The sequence below is a fragment of the Microbacterium sp. p3-SID336 genome, from assembly GCF_025143365.1.
Lineage (GTDB): Bacteria > Actinomycetota > Actinomycetes > Actinomycetales > Microbacteriaceae > Microbacterium.
This window is the reverse complement of the sequence record NZ_JALXPE010000044.1, coordinates 1-15,935: the sequence shown is the minus strand read 5'-3', so window position 1 is coordinate 15,935 and position 15,935 is coordinate 1. Positions and strand designations below refer to the sequence as shown.

General features: G+C 70.7%; 17 protein-coding genes. 12 read left to right on the top strand and 5 right to left on the bottom strand.

Going from position 1 to position 15,935, the window contains the following annotated elements:
* Positions 1–125: 125 nt before the first annotated feature.
* Entirely contained in the window at positions 126–1,055 is a 930-nt protein-coding gene (locus M3C17_RS13435; protein WP_259978339.1) for a phosphate/phosphite/phosphonate ABC transporter substrate-binding protein, read from the bottom strand.
* Positions 1,056–1,225: 170 nt separating this feature from the next.
* Between M3C17_RS13435 and M3C17_RS13430 the strand changes: the two genes are divergently transcribed.
* On the top strand, positions 1,226–1,969 hold the full coding sequence (locus tag M3C17_RS13430) for a GntR family transcriptional regulator (protein ID WP_259978338.1): 744 nt from the start codon (positions 1,226–1,228) through the stop codon (positions 1,967–1,969).
* 235 nt (positions 1,970–2,204) lie between these two features.
* Here the strand turns inward: M3C17_RS13430 and M3C17_RS13425 are convergent, their stop codons facing one another.
* Positions 2,205–3,233, bottom strand: coding sequence for a sensor histidine kinase (locus M3C17_RS13425; protein ID WP_259978337.1), 1,029 nt, complete (start codon positions 3,231–3,233; stop codon positions 2,205–2,207).
* A 334-nt stretch (positions 3,234–3,567) separates the two neighbouring features.
* Here M3C17_RS13425 and M3C17_RS13420 point away from each other — a divergent pair, with 334 nt between their 5' ends.
* The gene (locus M3C17_RS13420) at positions 3,568–4,224 is read left to right on the top strand and encodes a response regulator transcription factor (protein WP_259978333.1); all 657 of its coding nucleotides are present in this window, start codon (positions 3,568–3,570) and stop codon (positions 4,222–4,224) included.
* A 163-nt stretch (positions 4,225–4,387) separates the two neighbouring features.
* On the opposite strand, the gene M3C17_RS13415 is transcribed toward M3C17_RS13420, so the two are convergent.
* Positions 4,388–5,251 (bottom strand): EamA family transporter, encoded by an 864-nt coding sequence (locus M3C17_RS13415; RefSeq protein WP_259978332.1) that lies wholly within the window; start codon positions 5,249–5,251, stop codon positions 4,388–4,390.
* Between the two features lie 231 nt (positions 5,252–5,482).
* On the opposite strand from M3C17_RS13415, the gene M3C17_RS13410 reads away from it, so the two are divergent.
* From M3C17_RS13410 to M3C17_RS13375, 8 genes are all read left to right on the top strand, one after another.
* The gene (locus M3C17_RS13410; protein WP_259978330.1) at positions 5,483–6,763 is read left to right on the top strand and encodes a M18 family aminopeptidase; all 1,281 of its coding nucleotides are present in this window, start codon (positions 5,483–5,485) and stop codon (positions 6,761–6,763) included.
* 62 nt (positions 6,764–6,825) lie between these two features.
* The gene (locus M3C17_RS13405) at positions 6,826–8,268 is read left to right on the top strand and encodes a cytosine permease (RefSeq protein WP_259978329.1); all 1,443 of its coding nucleotides are present in this window, start codon (positions 6,826–6,828) and stop codon (positions 8,266–8,268) included.
* Positions 8,265–8,825, top strand: a complete 561-nt coding sequence (locus M3C17_RS13400) for a cysteine hydrolase family protein (protein WP_259978328.1) — start codon at positions 8,265–8,267, stop codon at positions 8,823–8,825. Before M3C17_RS13405 ends, M3C17_RS13400 begins: the two co-directional genes overlap by 4 nt.
* Before the next feature lie 69 nt (positions 8,826–8,894).
* Positions 8,895–9,947 (top strand): alpha/beta hydrolase, encoded by a 1,053-nt coding sequence (locus M3C17_RS13395; protein ID WP_259978327.1) that lies wholly within the window; start codon positions 8,895–8,897, stop codon positions 9,945–9,947.
* Positions 9,948–9,997: 50 nt separating this feature from the next.
* On the top strand, positions 9,998–10,849 hold the full coding sequence (locus M3C17_RS13390) for a tryptophan 2,3-dioxygenase (RefSeq protein WP_259978326.1): 852 nt from the start codon (positions 9,998–10,000) through the stop codon (positions 10,847–10,849).
* Position 10,850: 1 nt separating this feature from the next.
* Positions 10,851–11,894, top strand: coding sequence for a hydrolase (locus tag M3C17_RS13385; protein ID WP_259978325.1), 1,044 nt, complete (start codon positions 10,851–10,853; stop codon positions 11,892–11,894).
* A gap of 1 nt (position 11,895) precedes the next feature.
* The gene (locus M3C17_RS13380) at positions 11,896–13,131 is read left to right on the top strand and encodes a kynureninase (protein WP_259978324.1); all 1,236 of its coding nucleotides are present in this window, start codon (positions 11,896–11,898) and stop codon (positions 13,129–13,131) included.
* The gene (locus M3C17_RS13375; RefSeq protein WP_259978323.1) at positions 13,121–13,942 is read left to right on the top strand and encodes a PaaX family transcriptional regulator C-terminal domain-containing protein; all 822 of its coding nucleotides are present in this window, start codon (positions 13,121–13,123) and stop codon (positions 13,940–13,942) included. Before M3C17_RS13380 ends, M3C17_RS13375 begins: the two co-directional genes overlap by 11 nt.
* On the opposite strand, the gene M3C17_RS13370 is transcribed toward M3C17_RS13375, so the two are convergent.
* Entirely contained in the window at positions 13,939–14,430 is a 492-nt protein-coding gene (locus M3C17_RS13370) for an FBP domain-containing protein (protein WP_259978322.1), read from the bottom strand. The two genes, M3C17_RS13375 and M3C17_RS13370, sit on opposite strands and share 4 nt — an antisense overlap.
* 297 nt (positions 14,431–14,727) lie before the next feature.
* Here M3C17_RS13370 and M3C17_RS13365 point away from each other — a divergent pair, with 297 nt between their 5' ends.
* The gene (locus tag M3C17_RS13365) at positions 14,728–15,075 is read left to right on the top strand and encodes a hypothetical protein (RefSeq protein ID WP_259978317.1); all 348 of its coding nucleotides are present in this window, start codon (positions 14,728–14,730) and stop codon (positions 15,073–15,075) included.
* 16 nt (positions 15,076–15,091) lie between these two features.
* On the opposite strand, the gene M3C17_RS13360 is transcribed toward M3C17_RS13365, so the two are convergent.
* On the bottom strand, positions 15,092–15,493 hold the full coding sequence (locus M3C17_RS13360) for a hypothetical protein (protein WP_259978316.1): 402 nt from the start codon (positions 15,491–15,493) through the stop codon (positions 15,092–15,094).
* Positions 15,494–15,684: 191 nt separating this feature from the next.
* Between M3C17_RS13360 and M3C17_RS13355 the strand changes: the two genes are divergently transcribed.
* Positions 15,685–15,891: a CsbD family protein gene (locus M3C17_RS13355; RefSeq protein ID WP_259978313.1), complete on the top strand. Its 207-nt coding sequence runs from the start codon at positions 15,685–15,687 to the stop codon at positions 15,889–15,891.
* Positions 15,892–15,935: the final 44 nt, after the last annotated feature.

Here is a 15,935-nt window from a genome sequence, read left to right as displayed (position 1 = left end):
TGTGCTGCCGGGTGTTCGGGGGCTTCGGCGTCGGCGATCGGGCCGGGCCGCCGGCGGTCGAGTCGGACCGCCGCCCTCCGTCCCGCCACGCGTGTGGGCGGGACGGAGGGCGGCGCAGAGGGGCGTCAGCCCTGGCACTGCTCCGCTTCGGTCTCCGCGCAGATGTCGCGGATCAGGTCGTAGTACGCGTCGTCCACAGGCTTGGTGGCGAAGAACACGCTGCGGAAGGAGTCGGAGTCGGCGCTGTCGATGCCGGCGGCGATGATGTCGTCGATCGTGATCTCGGCGAGGGCGTCGACCAGCTTCGCGGCGAGGTCCTCGGGCAGCGTGGAGGAGTACACGAGCGGTGCGCCCGGCACCATGGTCTCGTCGACGACCTTGACGGCGCTCGACTTCTCGACCTCGGAGTCCTCGGCGAACCCGACCTCGCACTCGACGCCCTCGCCGACCTTCTGCACGCTGACGTCGTGCTTGCCCGCGAAGACAGGTGTGATGTCGGCCTGGGGGTCGATGCCGGCCTTCAGCAGGTTGTAGGAGGGGAAGAGGTAGCCGGAGGTGGAGGACGGGTCCACGAAGCAGACCTTCTTGCCGGCGAAGTCCTCGATGCTCGAGATGTCGCTGTCGGCCGGCACGATCGCCTGCGAGTAGTAGCCGGGCTCCTGGCCCTCCGCGGTGACGATGGAGGAGATGGGCGTCAGCTTCGCGCCGTTGTTGGTGGCGGTGACGTACGTGAAGCCGGAGAACGAGGCCACGTCCACCTTGCCGGCCACGGCGGCCTCGATGAGCGCCGCGTAGTCCGTCGACTCGTGGTACTCAACGGTCTTTCCGGTCACCTCGGCGATGTAGTCCATCAGCGGCTGGTAGTTCGTCTCGGTGTCGACTGAGTCGGGGACGACGCCGAACACGAGGGGGTTCTCGTCGACGGCGAACCCGCTGGCGCCGGTCGACTGCCCGTCGCCGGGAGCGTCGGTGGCCTCGGCGGTTCCGGAGCAGGCGGCGAGACCGAGCGCGAGGATCGCAGCGCCGGCGAGGGCGGGGAGAGCGCGGAGCTTCATGGAGGACCTTTCAGGGTGGGAGGGGTGATCCACGAAGACTCTGACAGCCGCAGAAGCGAGATGTATACCTATCTCAGAAGAGTTCAGAGCGCGTTCACCCGTCATTCGTCTGGATGAACGCCACGACAACTCTCCGGGCACCCGGCACCGCGGCGAAGTAATGTACCTATGTGGCCGAAGCTGTGTACACCCAGATCGCAGAGGACCTGCGGGCGATGATCGCCGCCGGAGAGCTCCGTCCCGGCGACGACGTCCCGACGGAGGCCGAGCTGGCCGAGCGCTGGCACACCTCGCGCGGACCGGTCCGCAACGCACTGGCCGCCCTGCGCGGCGAGGGACTGATCGAGACGGGGCGCGGGCGGCCGGCCAGGGTCGTGGCGCGCAAGGCGAGCCAGGCGGTCGACGTCTCCGTCCCGTTCACCCGATGGGCGCGCGAGCTCGGCGTCACTCCCGGCGCACGGACGCAGGAGCTGAGCCTCCGCCGCGCGGGGGACCTGGCGCCCGCGCTCGGGGTCGACCGCGAGGACACGATCGTGAGCGTGGTGCGGCTGCGCCTGCTCGACGGACGGCCGACGATGCTGGAGCGACTCGCCTACACGGAGGAGGTCGGCCGCCAGCTGTTCGACGTGGACCTCGACGCGGTGTCCATCACGGAGTATCTCGGTTCGGTGGGGCATCCGATCGTGACCCTGCAGCACGTGATCGATGCCGTCGCCGCCGACGAGCAGGACGCGTCGCTGCTGCGGGTGCCGCGCGGCACGCCGATCCTGCGCCTCACGCGGACGTCGCGCGATGCCGACGGCCGGATCTTCGAGGCTTCGGAGGACCGCTACCTGAGCGAGGTGGTCCGCTTCACGGTGGCGGCGTCCGGCATCTCGACGGACGGGCACTTCATGCGCGCCGTGGGCGCGTGAGCGGGATGCGGCCGCGGAGAGGGCCGGAAGACAGATTCGCGATCGCGGGCACGGGAGTGTTCAGAAGCCAGAAAGATCGCGCCCGCGATCGCAGCGCTGGGGACGCTTTATCTGGGGAGCCTTCAGCATATGGCGGCGGCGGAGAGACGCTGAAGAGCCGAACGTCGAGACTCTCCTAGACTTTCGTCTAGGGGCTGCGAGGTCGGGTGCGAGGGGGCTCTCACACCATAGCCGATCAGGTCACCGGCAACACGGCGGACACGAGCCAGTGTCCGTCGATCTCTCCCGCACTGAATTCTCCGCTGGCGCCCATCACGCGCTCGGCCATCCGGCCCAGACCCGTGCGGGACGAGGAGAGCTCCCGGCGCGGCGTGGTCGGCAGCGGGCTGCGAAGGGTCAGATGCGCCGACTCGTCGTCGACGATCAGCCGGATCTGGACTTCGCCCTCCCCGGCATATTTCAGGATATTGGTTGCGGATTCGCGCACGATGCGGGCGAGCACGATCTCCACCGCCCGCGGGATGCGCTCGTCGCCCGGGTCGCCTTCGCGGACCACGGTGTGACCCGCCGCCTCGAACTCGGCCTGGGCCTCGTCGACGGCGGCGACGAGGTCGCCCGTCGGCATGCCGGATGAGCGCGGACCGTCGTCGGCGAGTTCGATCACGAAGCGGAGATCGGTCATCGCCTTGCGGGCGGCGACACGGATCGCCTCGCGCGAGTCGTCGCTGGTCTGCGGGTCCTCCAGCATCTGCACGTGCAGCGACACCACCGTGAGGTGGTGCGCGATGCTGTCATGAAGCTCGCCGGCGATCCAACGCCGCTCGGCGAGCACTGCTTCTCGCTCCTGCTCGGCTGCCGCCTCGAGCTCGTGCTCGAGCCGACGACCGCGATCGAAGGCGAGCCGGAGTCCGAGTCCGATCGCCCCGGCGACGGTCGCCGCGATGAGGTAGATGCCGACGTTCACAGGAACGCTGTCGCCGTACGCCATGACGGACGTGGCGACGAGGAAGACGCCCGTGTACGCGAGGATCAGGGGCGTCCATCCGAGCCGCATGACCAGAGCCGACGCCAGCGCGACGGTGATCAGGACCTGGGACTCGGTGTTGATGAGGAAGGACGTCGCGAGGACGACCCCCATGGCACATGTGGCCACCAGCGGGGACCACAGGAAAAGGAGCGTCGCTGCGGTGGCTGCGATGCTCACCGCTGACGCGATCGGGTTCACGGAGTCCGTGAACAGGGAGATGACGTCGATAGCGATCATGACGCAGATGATCGCCAGAATGACGATGCTCTCCACGCGAGTGAGCCGCTCACCTCGTCCGAGTCGGAAGATATCGGGCACCGCCCGTCTCGACTGGTCAAAGGCCATGGTGCACTATCTCCTAATCGCCAGCTATCCTAGCGAATGAAACCAAAGAGCTTGCCAACCTGCTGCCAGAAAGTCATTACATTCACCTCCTCTTGGTGGTCGTTTGTCGATGTCTGTATTCATCTTCTCGGCGGCGATCAGCGCGCACATCTGGCTTCCGTCTAGACCTCGATGGCCAAAGGTCTACAGCGTTCGTCCGCGGGTTCGACGCGGTTAGGCTTCCTCCATGCAGGAAATCCGCGTCGTGATCGTCGATGACGATCCCCTGGTCCGCTCCGCGCTGTCGCACTTCGTCTCGCGCGCGCCGGAGATCACGGTCGTGGCGCAGGCGGAGGACGGCAGAGAGGCCCTCTCGACCATCGAGCGCGAGAAGCCGGACGTCGTGATGATGGATGTGCAGATGCCCGAGATGAACGGCATCGAGGCGACCGCCGCGATCGCGGAACGCTGGCCGGACGTGCGCATCCTCGCGGTCACCACGCTGGACGGCAGCGACACCGTGCTGCCCATGCTCAGCGCCGGCGCCTCCGGGTACCTGCTCAAGGACTCCAGCGCGGAGGACATCGTCGCCGGCGTGCGAGAGGTCTACAACGGCGCCAGCTCGCTGTCGCCGCGCATCGCCTCGATGCTCATCCGCCACGTGCGCGACTCGACCCCCGCGGCCTCCGCCGCCGACGCCCTCGAACCCCTCACCGACCGCGAGGAGGAGGTGCTGCAGTGCCTGGCGAAGGGCATGTCGAACGCCGAGATCGCCAAGGCGCTCATCGTGTCCGAGGGCACGGTGAAGGCGCACCTCGGCCGCATGATGTCCAAGTGGCACCTGCGCGACCGCGTGCAGATCCTGGTGACCGCCGCCCACGCGGGCCTCGTCACGTTCCGCTGACCTGACGCGGCGAGGGCGCGCAGGCTCGATCGCCGGATGGCGAGTGCCGCAAGAGTCCGCGAGAGGGTTCACGCGTCGGTCCGTCTCCGGCCCGTCTTCCTCGACGGTCCGTGGGGTATCGATATTCCGCCCCCGCGCCACCTCAAGGATGCGACTCCCGCGCTCACAGCGCAAGCATCACGACGCCGGCGAGCACGACGAGCGACGCCGCGAGACGCCACCCCGGACGCGACTCGCGCAGCACGAACGCGCCGAACAGGCTCACCAGCACCACGCTGACCTCCCGCAGCGGGGCCACGAGCGCCACGGGTGCGATCTGGATCGCGCTCAGCACCAGGATGTACGACAGCGGGGACAGGATGCCGAAGGCGAGGATGCGGCGCCACTGCGTCCGGCCCAGCGCGCGCACCGCCGCCCAGCGCCCCCGCACGGCCAGCGTGTAGAACGGCACCTGCAGCAGCGCGGTGCCGACCATGAACGCCACCGGGGACAGGCTCCATTCCCGCACGGCGTGCGCGTCCCAGATCGTGTAGACGGCGATCGCCACTCCCGTCAGCAGCCCGAACAGCAGTCCAGGGTCGAGACGGCGCCCGCCGCCGGCACCGCTCCGGTCGACGAATCCGATCGCGACGACCCCGGCGACCACGGCGATCACACCCACCAGCGCCACGGCGGACGGCCGCTCGCCCAGGAGCAGCACTGCCACGATCACGGACAGGAACGGCCCGGTGCCGCGCGCCGTGGCGTACACGGTCGACAGACTCCCCTCGCGGTATCCGCGCTGCAGCACGGCCATGTACGCCACGTGCAGGACGGCCGACACGGACACCCCGAAGGCGAACGACCACAGGTCGCCCGTGCCGAGTCCGCCCGTGAAGGGCACGGCGCCGACCCACACGAGCGTGCTGGCGACGGCGCCCCACCACAGGAACGGCGACCCGGCGCGGCTGATGCCGTGCGCGATCACATTCCAGGTGGCGTGGGCGACGGCGGCGCTGAGCACCAGGATGAGCGCGAGAGCGGACACGACAGACCCTTCCGCTCGCCGCGGGCGCGACGAACAGGGTCCTCCGGGCTTTTGTCCTGTCAGATGACGGCCCTCCCGTGGGAGAGGACCGTGGCGCCGCTCGGACCAGACGGATCGGAGACCCCGGAACCCTAGGCGCTATCGGGAGCCACCATAGCCCGTGCGGGTGAACGGAGGGAGAACGCGGGCGCGACTACGCTCGAAGGACACCCCGCGCAGGAAGGTCATGCCATGCCCGTCACCCCGGCCGCACTCGCCCATGCCGAGGATCTCGCCGACTTCGTCGCCGCGTCTCCCTCCAGCTACCACGCCGCCGCCGAGGTGGCGCGCCGGCTCGAGGACGCGGGGTTCACCCGGCTGGGCGAAGAGGAGGCGTGGCCCGCGCAGCGCGGAGGCCGCTACCTCGTCGTCCGCGACGGCGCCACCATCGCCTGGACCGTCCCCGCGGAGGCGACGGCGACCACGCCCGTGCACGTGTTCGGCGCGCACACCGACTCCCCCGGCTTCAAGCTCAAGCCGCAGCCCACGACGGGTTCCCGCGGCTGGCTGCAAGCCGCGGTGGAGGTCTACGGCGGACCGCTGCTGAACTCGTGGCTCGACCGCGAGCTGCGTCTCGCCGGACGCCTGGCCCTCGCCGACGGCCGTGTGGTGCTCGCCGACACCGGGCCGCTGCTGCGACTGCCCCAGCTGGCCATCCACCTCGACCGCGGCGTCAACAACGGTCTCGCTCTCGACAAGCAGACCGAGACGCAGCCGGTGTGGGGTCTCGGCGACCCGACGGAAGCCGACGTGCTGGCCGAGCTCGCCCGCGCGGCCGACGTCTCCTCCGCGGAGATCCGCGGCTACGACGTGGTGGTCGCCGATGCCGCCCGCGGGGCGGTTTTCGGCAAGGACAGGGCGTTCTTCGCCTCCGGTCGTCTCGACGACCTCGCCTCGGTGCACGCGGGCACGGTCGCCCTCGCCGCGCACGCCGCCTCGACCGGGCCGATCGCCGTGCTCGCCGCCTTCGACCACGAGGAGCTCGGCTCGGAGTCGCGCTCCGGCGCCGCCGGCCCCTTCCTGGAGGACGTGCTGGAGCGCCTGTACGCCGACCTGGGCGCCGACGTCTCGGCTCGCCGCCGGGCCTTCGCCTCCTCGTGGTGCCTGTCCAGCGACGTGGGCCACTCCGTGCACCCGAACTACGTCGCGAGGCACGACCCTGTCGTGCAGCCGGTGCTCGGCTCCGGCCCGATCCTGAAGCTCAACGCCAACCAGCGCTACGCGACAGATGCGGTGGGCACCGCCGCCTGGCGGGACTGGTGCGACGGCGCCGGTGTCGCGACGCAGGAGTTCGTGTCGAACAACAGCGTGCCGTGCGGCTCGACGATCGGCCCGATCACGGCGACCCGGCTCGGGATCCGCACGGTCGACGTGGGCATCCCGATCCTCTCGATGCACTCGGCGCGCGAGCTGGCCGGCGTCTCCGACCTGCACGACCTGGCACGCGTCGCCGCGGCGTTCTTCGCGGGCTGACACCGCGGAGGTCGGAGGCGGCGGTCCGCCGCACAGTGCCTGCGGAGTGCCAGGATGTCAGCATGACCGACATCAGGCCGGCTCTCATCGAGCGTGCAGGCATCGAGATCATCCCCGAGTCCGAGCGGACCGCGAAGCCCCGCGACCTCTTCTGGCCGTGGTTCGCGGCGAACGTGTCGGTGTTCGGCATGTCGTACGGGTCGTTCGTGCTCGGCTTCGGCATCTCGTTCTGGCAGGCCACCCTCGTCTCGGTGATCGGCATCGTGGTGTCGTTCCTGCTCTGCGGTCTGATCGCGATCGCCGGCAAGCGCGGCTCGGCGCCGACGATGGTGCTCTCCCGCGCGGCATTCGGCGTGCAGGGCCAGAAGGTGCCCGGCATCGTGTCGTGGCTCACCTCGATCGGCTGGGAGACGTTCCTCGCGATCATGGCGGTGCTCGCCACCGCCACCGTCATCACGCAGCTCGGCGGTGACGGCGACAGCCTGTGGCTGAAGATCATCGCCACGGTGGTCGTCGCGGCGCTCATCGTCGCGGCGTCCGTGCTCGGATACCACACGATCATGCGGCTGCAGTCGGTGCTCACCTGGGTGACCGGCGTCGTCACGGTGCTGTACATCCTGCTCGCGATCCCGAGCATCGACCTCGCCGCGGTCCTCGCCCGGCCCGACGGCGGCATCGGCCAGGTGATCGGCGCGCTCGTCATGGTGATGACCGGGTTCGGCCTCGGCTGGATCAACATCGCCGCCGACTGGTCGCGCTACCAGAAGCGCACCGCCTCCGACGGGGCGATCGTCGCGTGGAACACCATCGGCGGCTCGGTCGCCCCGGTGATCCTCGTGGTGTTCGGCCTGCTGCTCGGCGGCTCCGACGACGAGCTCCTGGGGGCGATCGCCGCCGACCCGATCGGCGCTCTCGCGAGCATCCTCCCGGTGTGGGTCCTGGTGCCCTTCCTGCTCACCGCCGTGCTGGCGCTGGTCTCCGGCGCGGTGCTGGGCATCTACTCGTCCGGCCTGACGCTGCTCAGCCTCGGCATCCGCATCCCGCGCCCCTCCGCCGCCGCGATCGACGGCGTGATCCTCACGCTCGGCACGATCTACGTCGTCTTCTTCGCGACGGACTTCCTCGGTCCGTTCCAGAGCTTCCTCATCACGCTCGGCGTGCCGCTCGCCTCCTGGGCGGGCATCCTCATCGCGGACATCCTGCGTCGCCGCACGGACTACGACGAACAGGCGCTGTTCGACAGCCGCGGCCGCTACGGCGCGTGGGACTGGATCTCGATCGGCACGATGGCGGTGGCCAGCGTGATCGGCTGGGGCTTCGTGCTCAACGGCTTCGCCGAGGCGGCGCCGTGGAACAACTGGCAGGGCTACCTGCTGTTCCTCGTCGGCGGCACGGAGGGCGACTGGGCCTACGCCAACCTCGGGGTGTTCTTCGCCCTGGTGCTGTCGTTCGTCGTGACCTGGTTCGCCCGGGCCGGGCGCATCCGTCGCCAGGAGCAGCAGTGAGCGCACGGGCGGCCGGTGAGCCCTGGCTCGTGGTGATCGATCCCCAGCACATCTTCGCCTCGCCCGACTCCGCCTGGGGCTCGCCGTTCTTCGACGGCGCGATGGCGAACATCCGGCTGCTCGCGGATGCCTTCGGCGAGCGCGTGCTGGTGACGCGCTGGCTGCCGACGGCGGACCGCTCCACCTCCTGGGGCGACTACTTCGCAGCGTGGCCCTTCGCCGACCGCCCGGCCGACGACGCGCTGTTCGACCTCGTGCCCGCGGCGGAGGGACTGTCCCCGCACCCGACGCTGGACCTGCCCACGTTCGGCAAGTGGGGTCCCGCGATGGAGCAGGTCGTGGGCCGGGGTGCGCACGTGGTTCTCGCGGGGGTGTCGACCGACTGCTGCGTGATCTCCACGGCCCTCGCGGCCGCCGACGCCGGGGCCCGCGTGACGCTCGCGGCCGATGCGTGCGCGGGCTCGACGGCGGAGAACCATGCCGCCGCGGTGCACGTGATGGGGCTGTACCCGCCGCAGCTCACCGTGGGAGACACCGCGACGATCCTCGCCCGGTGACGTCGCTCGGGTCGGATCACGGCGCGCGCCGTCGCGGAATACTGGCACACTGTTGCCGAGGGAGGGTCCATGAGCACTGACGCGCATGCCGGAGAGTCCGCACACCCGAAGAAGGCACGGAAGCCCTGGCACCGCACGAAGGTGGTCGCGGCGATCGTCATCGCCGTCGCAGCGGTGATCGCGCTCGTCGGCGCCCTCACCCCCTGGCCGTCCGCCCTGGTGATCCGCGCCGTGTTCACGAAGGGCGGGGACGAGACCGCCGCGGAGATGGACAAGCACGTTCCGGACACGAAGCTCGACGTGCAGCAGGGCATCACCTACGGCGACGCGGGAGCCGACACCACCATGGACGTGTACCGCCCCGCCTCGGCCGACGGCGCCCTGCCGACCGTGGTCTGGATCCACGGCGGCGCCTGGATCTCCGGGTCGAAGGAGAACGTCGATCCCTACCTGCGCATCCTCGCGGCCGAGGGCTACACCACGATCGGCGTCAACTACACGATCGGCCCCGAGGGCGTGTATCCGCTGGCCGTGCACCAGCTCGACGCCGCCCTCGCCTACATCGACGAGCACGCGGAGGAGCTGGGCGTCGACGCCGATCAGATCGTGCTCGCCGGCGACTCCGCGGGCGGTCAGCTCGCCAGCCAGATGGCCACGCTCATCACCAACCCCGAGTACGCCCGCATCATGGGCATCACGCCGTCGCTGGGCGCCGAGCAGCTCGCCGCGACCATCCTCAACTGCGGCGTGTACGACCTGTCGGCCCTCGCCGAGCTCGACGGCATCGCCGGGTGGGGCTTCAAGTCGGCGATGTGGGCGTACTCCGGCACCAAGACCTGGGCCGAGGACTCCACCGGGGCGACCATGTCGACCGTGGACTGGGTCACCGCGGACTTCCCGGCGACCTACATCTCCGGCGGCAACGGCGACGGGCTCACCTGGCTGCAGTCGATCCCGATGGCCCAGCGCCTGCAGGAGCTGGGCGTGGAGGTGACGACGCTGTTCTGGCCGATGGACCACGAGCCCGCGCTGCCTCACGAGTACCAGTTCCACCTGGACATGCCGGATGCGCGGACGGCGCTGGAGAAGACGATCGACTTCCTCAGCGCGCACACCCGCTGAGGCACATTTCACTTCTGTGACGCCCGGCGCAGAAGTGATATGTTCTGGGCATGCACACCGACAACGAACGCGCCATCGAGGCCGGCATCGTCACGGACCTGTCCGGCCGGATGACCTATGGGTCGTATCTCGCGCTCGACCAGCTGCTCACCGCGCAGCACCCGGTGAGCGACCCCGAGCACCACGACGAGATGCTGTTCATCATCCAGCATCAGACGACCGAGCTCTGGCTCAAGCAGCTTCTGCACGAACTCTCCTCCGCCCGTTCGCTGCTCGCCGCCGACGACCTGCGCGACGCCCTCAAGCGCATCGCGAGGATCAAGCGCATCCAGGACGTGATGACGCAGCAGTGGTCCGTGCTGGCCACCCTCACGCCCACTGAGTACGCGCAGTTCCGCGGCGCGCTCGGCAACTCATCGGGGTTCCAGTCCGTGCAGTACCGGGCCGTGGAGTTCGCGCTCGGCAACAAGAACGAGCGCATGCTGAGCGTGTTCCGCGACCACCCGGCCAACCTCGCGCTGCTCACGGCCGAGTGGGAGAAGCCGACGCTGTACGACGAGTTCCTCCGCTACGCCTCCCGCCGCGGGCTGCCGGTGCCGACCGCGATCCTCGACCGCGATGTGCGCCAGCCCTACCGTGAGAACCCGGAGCTGGTGCCCGCGATCCGCGCCATCTACCAGGACCCCCGCACGCACTGGGACCTGTATGAGGCGTGCGAGGACCTCGTCGACCTGGAGGACAACTTCCAGTTCTGGCGCTTCCGGCACCTGAAGACCGTGTCCCGCACCATCGGCATGAAGGTCGGCACCGGCGGGTCGAGCGGGGTCGGCTTCCTGCAGCGCGCGCTCGACCTCACCTTCTTCCCCGAGCTCTACACCGTGCGCACCGAGATCGGCGGCTGAGGTGCGGGCGGCGACCTTCTTCGACGGCGAGGAGTGGCGCGAGGGCGTCGTGAGCCTCGACGCGCAGGCGCGGCCCGTGCTGCACCACGGGCCTGCGGCGGCGGGGACCCCGCGGCTCGACGGTCGTGTCATCGGCGGATTCACCGACCACCACGTGCACCTGCAGCTGGTCGACCACGCGGCCCTGGCCACCTCGTGCCTCGCGCGCGTGCACGACCTCGGCGGGGACCCTGCGGCACTGCGCGAGATCGCCGTCCACAACTCAGGAGAATCGGCGTCCGACTCGGCGTTCCGGGGCGTGGGCGCGCCTCCCGCCAGCGGTTCTCCTGACTTGTGCACGGCCGCCCCGCCGCATGCGGTCGAGATCCGGTACGCCGGGGCCTTCCTCACCCCGCCCGGCGGCTACCCGTCCGACCGGGCCTGGGCGCCGGCGGGTGCGGTGCGGGAGGTCGCGGATGCCGCTGCCGCCGAGGCAGCCGTGGCGGAGCTGGCGGCGGAGGGGGTGCCGTGCCTCAAGGTCGCGAGCAACAGCACCGCCGGCCCCGTGTTCCCCGACGAGCTGTTCCGCGCGATCGTCCGGTGCGCCGCGGCGCACGGACTCCCGGTGGTCGCGCACGCCGAGGGGCCCGGCGAGGCGCAGCGTGCCGCACGACTTGGGGCCGTCCGGCTCGCGCATGCCCCGTTCACCGAGCGCCTGGACGACGAGGAGATCGCGCGCCAGGCCGCCGCCGTGTCATGGATCTCCACACTCGCCATCCACGACGACGCCGCCCGTGCGATCGCGGTCGGCAACGTCGCCCGGTTCCACGCCGCAGGCGGCACCGTGCACTACGGCACCGACATGGGCAACGGCCCCACTCCGGTCGACCTGAACCCCGCCGAGGTCGCCGCCCTCCGCGCCGCGGGTCTGGACGACGCCGCCCTCCTGCGCGCCCTCGCCCCCGCCGACCCGCGCCGTCCCGGCGCCCTGCTGCTCCTTCTCCCGGACGGGTCGACCGACCCGCTCGACGCCCGCCCGCTCACCCCCGCCGACCTGAAGGTGTGACATGACCGATCCCTCCGCCGCCCTCCTCGACGCCGCCCGCGCCCTCGATGCCGCCGACCCCCTCGCCGCGCACCTCGACGCGTTCCTGGAGGCCCCCGGCGTCACGGCGTACCTCGACGGCAACTCGCTCGGGCGCCCGCTGCGCGACCTGCCGGAGCGGATGGCCGCGTTCGTGCGGGAGGACTGGGGCACGCGCCTCATCCGCTCCTGGGACGAGCAGTGGATGACGCTGCCGATGGAGCTGGGCGACCGGATCGCCGCGGTGGCGCTCGGCGCCGCGGCAGGACAGACCGTGGTCGCGGACTCCACCAGCGTTCTGCTCTACAAGCTCATGCGGGCGGCCGCCGCCGCGCGCCCCGGTCGCACCGAGCTCGTGATCGAGGAGGGCAACTTCCCGACCGACCGGTTCCTGGCCGAGGGTGTCGCGGCCGAGACCGGACTGACGCTGCGGTGGCTCACGCCCGACCCCGTGCAGGGGGTGACGGTGGACGACGTGGCCGCCGTCGTGTCCGACCGCACGGCACTCGTGTCGCTCAGCCACGTCGACTACCGCTCGGGCGCTCTCGCGGACATGCCGGGCATCACGGCGGTCGTGCGGGCCGCCGGGGCGCTCATGATGTGGGACCTGTGCCACTCCGCCGGCGTCGTGCCGATGCAGCTCGACGAGTGGGGGGTCGATCTCGCCGTCGGCTGCACGTACAAGTACCTCAACGGCGGACCGGGCTCCCCCGCGTTCGCGTACGTCCGCCGCGACCTGCACGGCGAGCTGCGGCAGCCCATCCAGGGGTGGTGGAGCGCGGCCGACATCTTCGCGATGGGGCCCGAGTACGCGCCGGCCGCCGACATCCGGCAGCTCCTCAGCGGGACGCCGCCCGTGACCTCGATGCTCGCGATGCAGGGGATGCTCGACCTGATCGCGCAGTCCACGATCGATGCCGTGCGCGCCAAGTCGCGGTCGCTGACCGAGCTCGCGGTGCGCGCGTACGACGAGCTGCTCGCGCCGGAGGGCGTGCGGCTGCTGAGCCCGCGCGACCCCGACCGGCGCGGGGGTCACGTCACGATCGGCCATCCGGACTTCCGGGAGGTCACCCGGCGGCTCTGGGCGGACGGCGTCATCCCGGACTTCCGCTTCCCGGACGGCATCCGTCTCGGCCTCTCACCGCTGAGCACCTCGCACGTCGAGACGATCACGGGGGTCCTGGCCGTGCGGGACGCCCTGGCGAGTCGTGACTCCTGACGACGCGCGCACCGCGGTGCTCGACGACATCGACGCGAGGCCGGGGAGCACGGCCTCGTTGCTGCGCACGGTCGTCGGGCTGTACCTGCGTCCGCTCGACGGCTGGATCACGGCGGCGGCGCTGGTGGCCCTCGCCGGCGATCTCGGCATCCCGACCGCGCAGGCCCGCACCGGCATCACCCGCCTCAAGCAGAAGGGGCTGCTGCTCGCGGAGCGGGCAGGGGCGATCGGCTATCGCCTGAATCCGGCCGCCGTCCCGATGCTGGAGCGCGGAGACCGGCGGATCTTCGAGATGCGCGAGATGACGGACGACGACCCGTGGTGCCTGGTGTCGTTCTCCATCCCGGAGAGCGACCGCAGCGTGCGGCACCAGCTCAGGCGCCGCCTGCAGTGGATCGGTGCGGGCGTCGTCTCCCCCGCGCTGTGGATCTGCCCCGGGCACCTGCGGGATGAGGCCGTGCAGATCCTGGACGAGCTCGACGCCCGGCGGTGGGCGACCCTGTTCACCGCGACCGCCCCCGCCCCGGCCGGCACTCCGGCCGAGGCGGCGGCCCAGTGGTGGGACCTGGCGGCGCTGCGCGCCGAGCACGTGTCGTTCCAGGCGTCGCTCGACACGCTGCCCACCGGGCCGTTCGCCGCCTACGTGCACCTGATCGACCGGTGGCGGGTGCTGCCCTACACGGACCCGGGGCTTCCGCCGTCGATGCTGCCCGCGGACTGGCCGGGCCGTCAGAGCTTCGACGCCTTCGCCCGCCTGTCGGCCGAACTCGCCGGCCCCGCCCTGGCGCACGTGCGCGCCGTGGCGAGCTAACCCCGCCCCGCGACCTCGTCCAGGAACCCCGTGACGTGCTCCTGCAGGCGGGCGATGCGCAGCTCGCGGGCGAGCTCACGGTCGTAGCCCTCGTACGCGAGCGGGGGCAGCATCCGCACGTTCCGGTTGCAGCCGAACTCGGCGCAGGTGAGGACGCCGACCGTGTCGCCCTTGCGGCCAGCGGCTCCGGCACGACGCGCGACATACAGCTGCACGTCGTTGCGGAGCGTCACGTCCTCGCACCAGGAGCACTGGGCCCTGGCGAGCACGCGTTGCTCGGCGCGCTGCAGCACGACACCGACGGGCTCGTCGCGCACCCACGTGACGACGTAGGCGCGGCGCGGGAGCTTGGGATCGATCCAGCCCAGGAAGTCCAGCCGGTCCTGGTCGATGTCGGCGAAGCCGGGCGGGAGGGAGAGGTCGGAGACCTCCTTGCGGGAGGCGTTGAGGAAGGAGGCGCGGATGCCGCGCTCGTCGATGGGACGCATGAGTGTCTGTGCTTTCGGAAGGGCTCGCCGCCGGCGAGCGGAGTCAGGATGAGGGCCCTGGGCGATGCCAGGGTGCGACGATGCGCCGGGGACGGGGGTTCCGCCTCCGGCCGGTCCTCAGCCTCTGCCCGCGGCGCTCAACGCGCCCGCGGCTCCGCTCCGCGCCCCGAGGACGCTCATCGACGACAGCACCCGGCGAGCCTACACCTGTTTGTTTCGCCCGATGTCGCCCGCCCTCGCGTCACCCCGGCACCGCCGCCTACTGTGGCCGGAACGCCGAGTCAGAAGGAGACCACCGTGTCCACGCCGCGCCACCGCCTGTCACCCGTCGAGGTGAGCGAGCGTGCGACGTGCATGTGCCGCACGGGTGGCCGCTGCTCCTCGGTCGCCCCGGGGCACGCGCTGCACCTGATCCAGGCGCGCCTGGCCGCCGCGACGCCCCGCGACTGGGTGGATGCCCTCGTGGAGTCCGCCGATCCTGAGTCCGGCGACCTGGTCGTGCGCACGCTCGACGGCGTCGCGCACACCCTGTGGAACGGCTCGGGCGCCGCGCTCGAAGCCGCAGCGGGCACGCCCGTCGCGCTGCACGTGCCCTACGGCGTGCTGGGCGTGGGAGACGCGCGCTTCAACGTCGCCACGGTCTGACGGCTACGGCGCCGGGTCAGGCGCTCGCCATCATCATGTCGCGCACGGCCATGCACGCGTTCATGCACGCCTGGCACGCCTGCGCGCACAGGCGGCACACGTCGCTGTGATCGGCGTGCTGCATGCACTCGTCCATGCACATCTGGCACATCGCGATGCAGGCGTCGAGCATCGCCATCATCGTGGCGGGCGTCATGCCCTGCATCCGCAGCATCGACCGCATCATCGTGTGGCACATGTCGGCGCAGTTCATGCAGGCGGGCGCGCAGTCCATCATCTGCGTCGAGCACACCGTGCACGCCTGCTCACACGCGGCACACGCGTCCATACAGGCCTGCAGCACCGCCATGTCCATCATCGCCATGTCGGGCATGGACTCCATGCTCTTCGACATCGCGCCCATCATCGTCGCATCCATCGGGCTCCGCTCCCTTCGTCGAGGACAGCGGGCAGGACCACCCGCCTGGCGCCAGGCTAGCCGCTGACCGGCGCGGCGTCGATGGCGCGGAACGCTGACACGCCTCCCGCTGATTGTCAATCCCGTGGACCGCTCACGGGCGCGGTGCGAGGGTCGAGGTGCAATCGATCCGTCGAGGAGAGGAGCCCCACATGAGTGGCGCAGATGACATGAAGAATTCCGCTGAGAAGCTGGGCGGCAAGGTCAAGGAAGGCTTCGGCAAGCTCACCGACAACGAGAAGCTCGAGACCGAAGGTCAGGCCGATCAGGTGAAGGCCGACGCCAAGCAGGCCGGCGAGAACGTGAAGGACGCCGCGGGCAAGGCCGGCGACAGCGTCCGGGATGCATTCGACCGCTGAGTCCGCTCCGCTGAACCCATGAAGAGGGGGGGGCTCGCCGGACG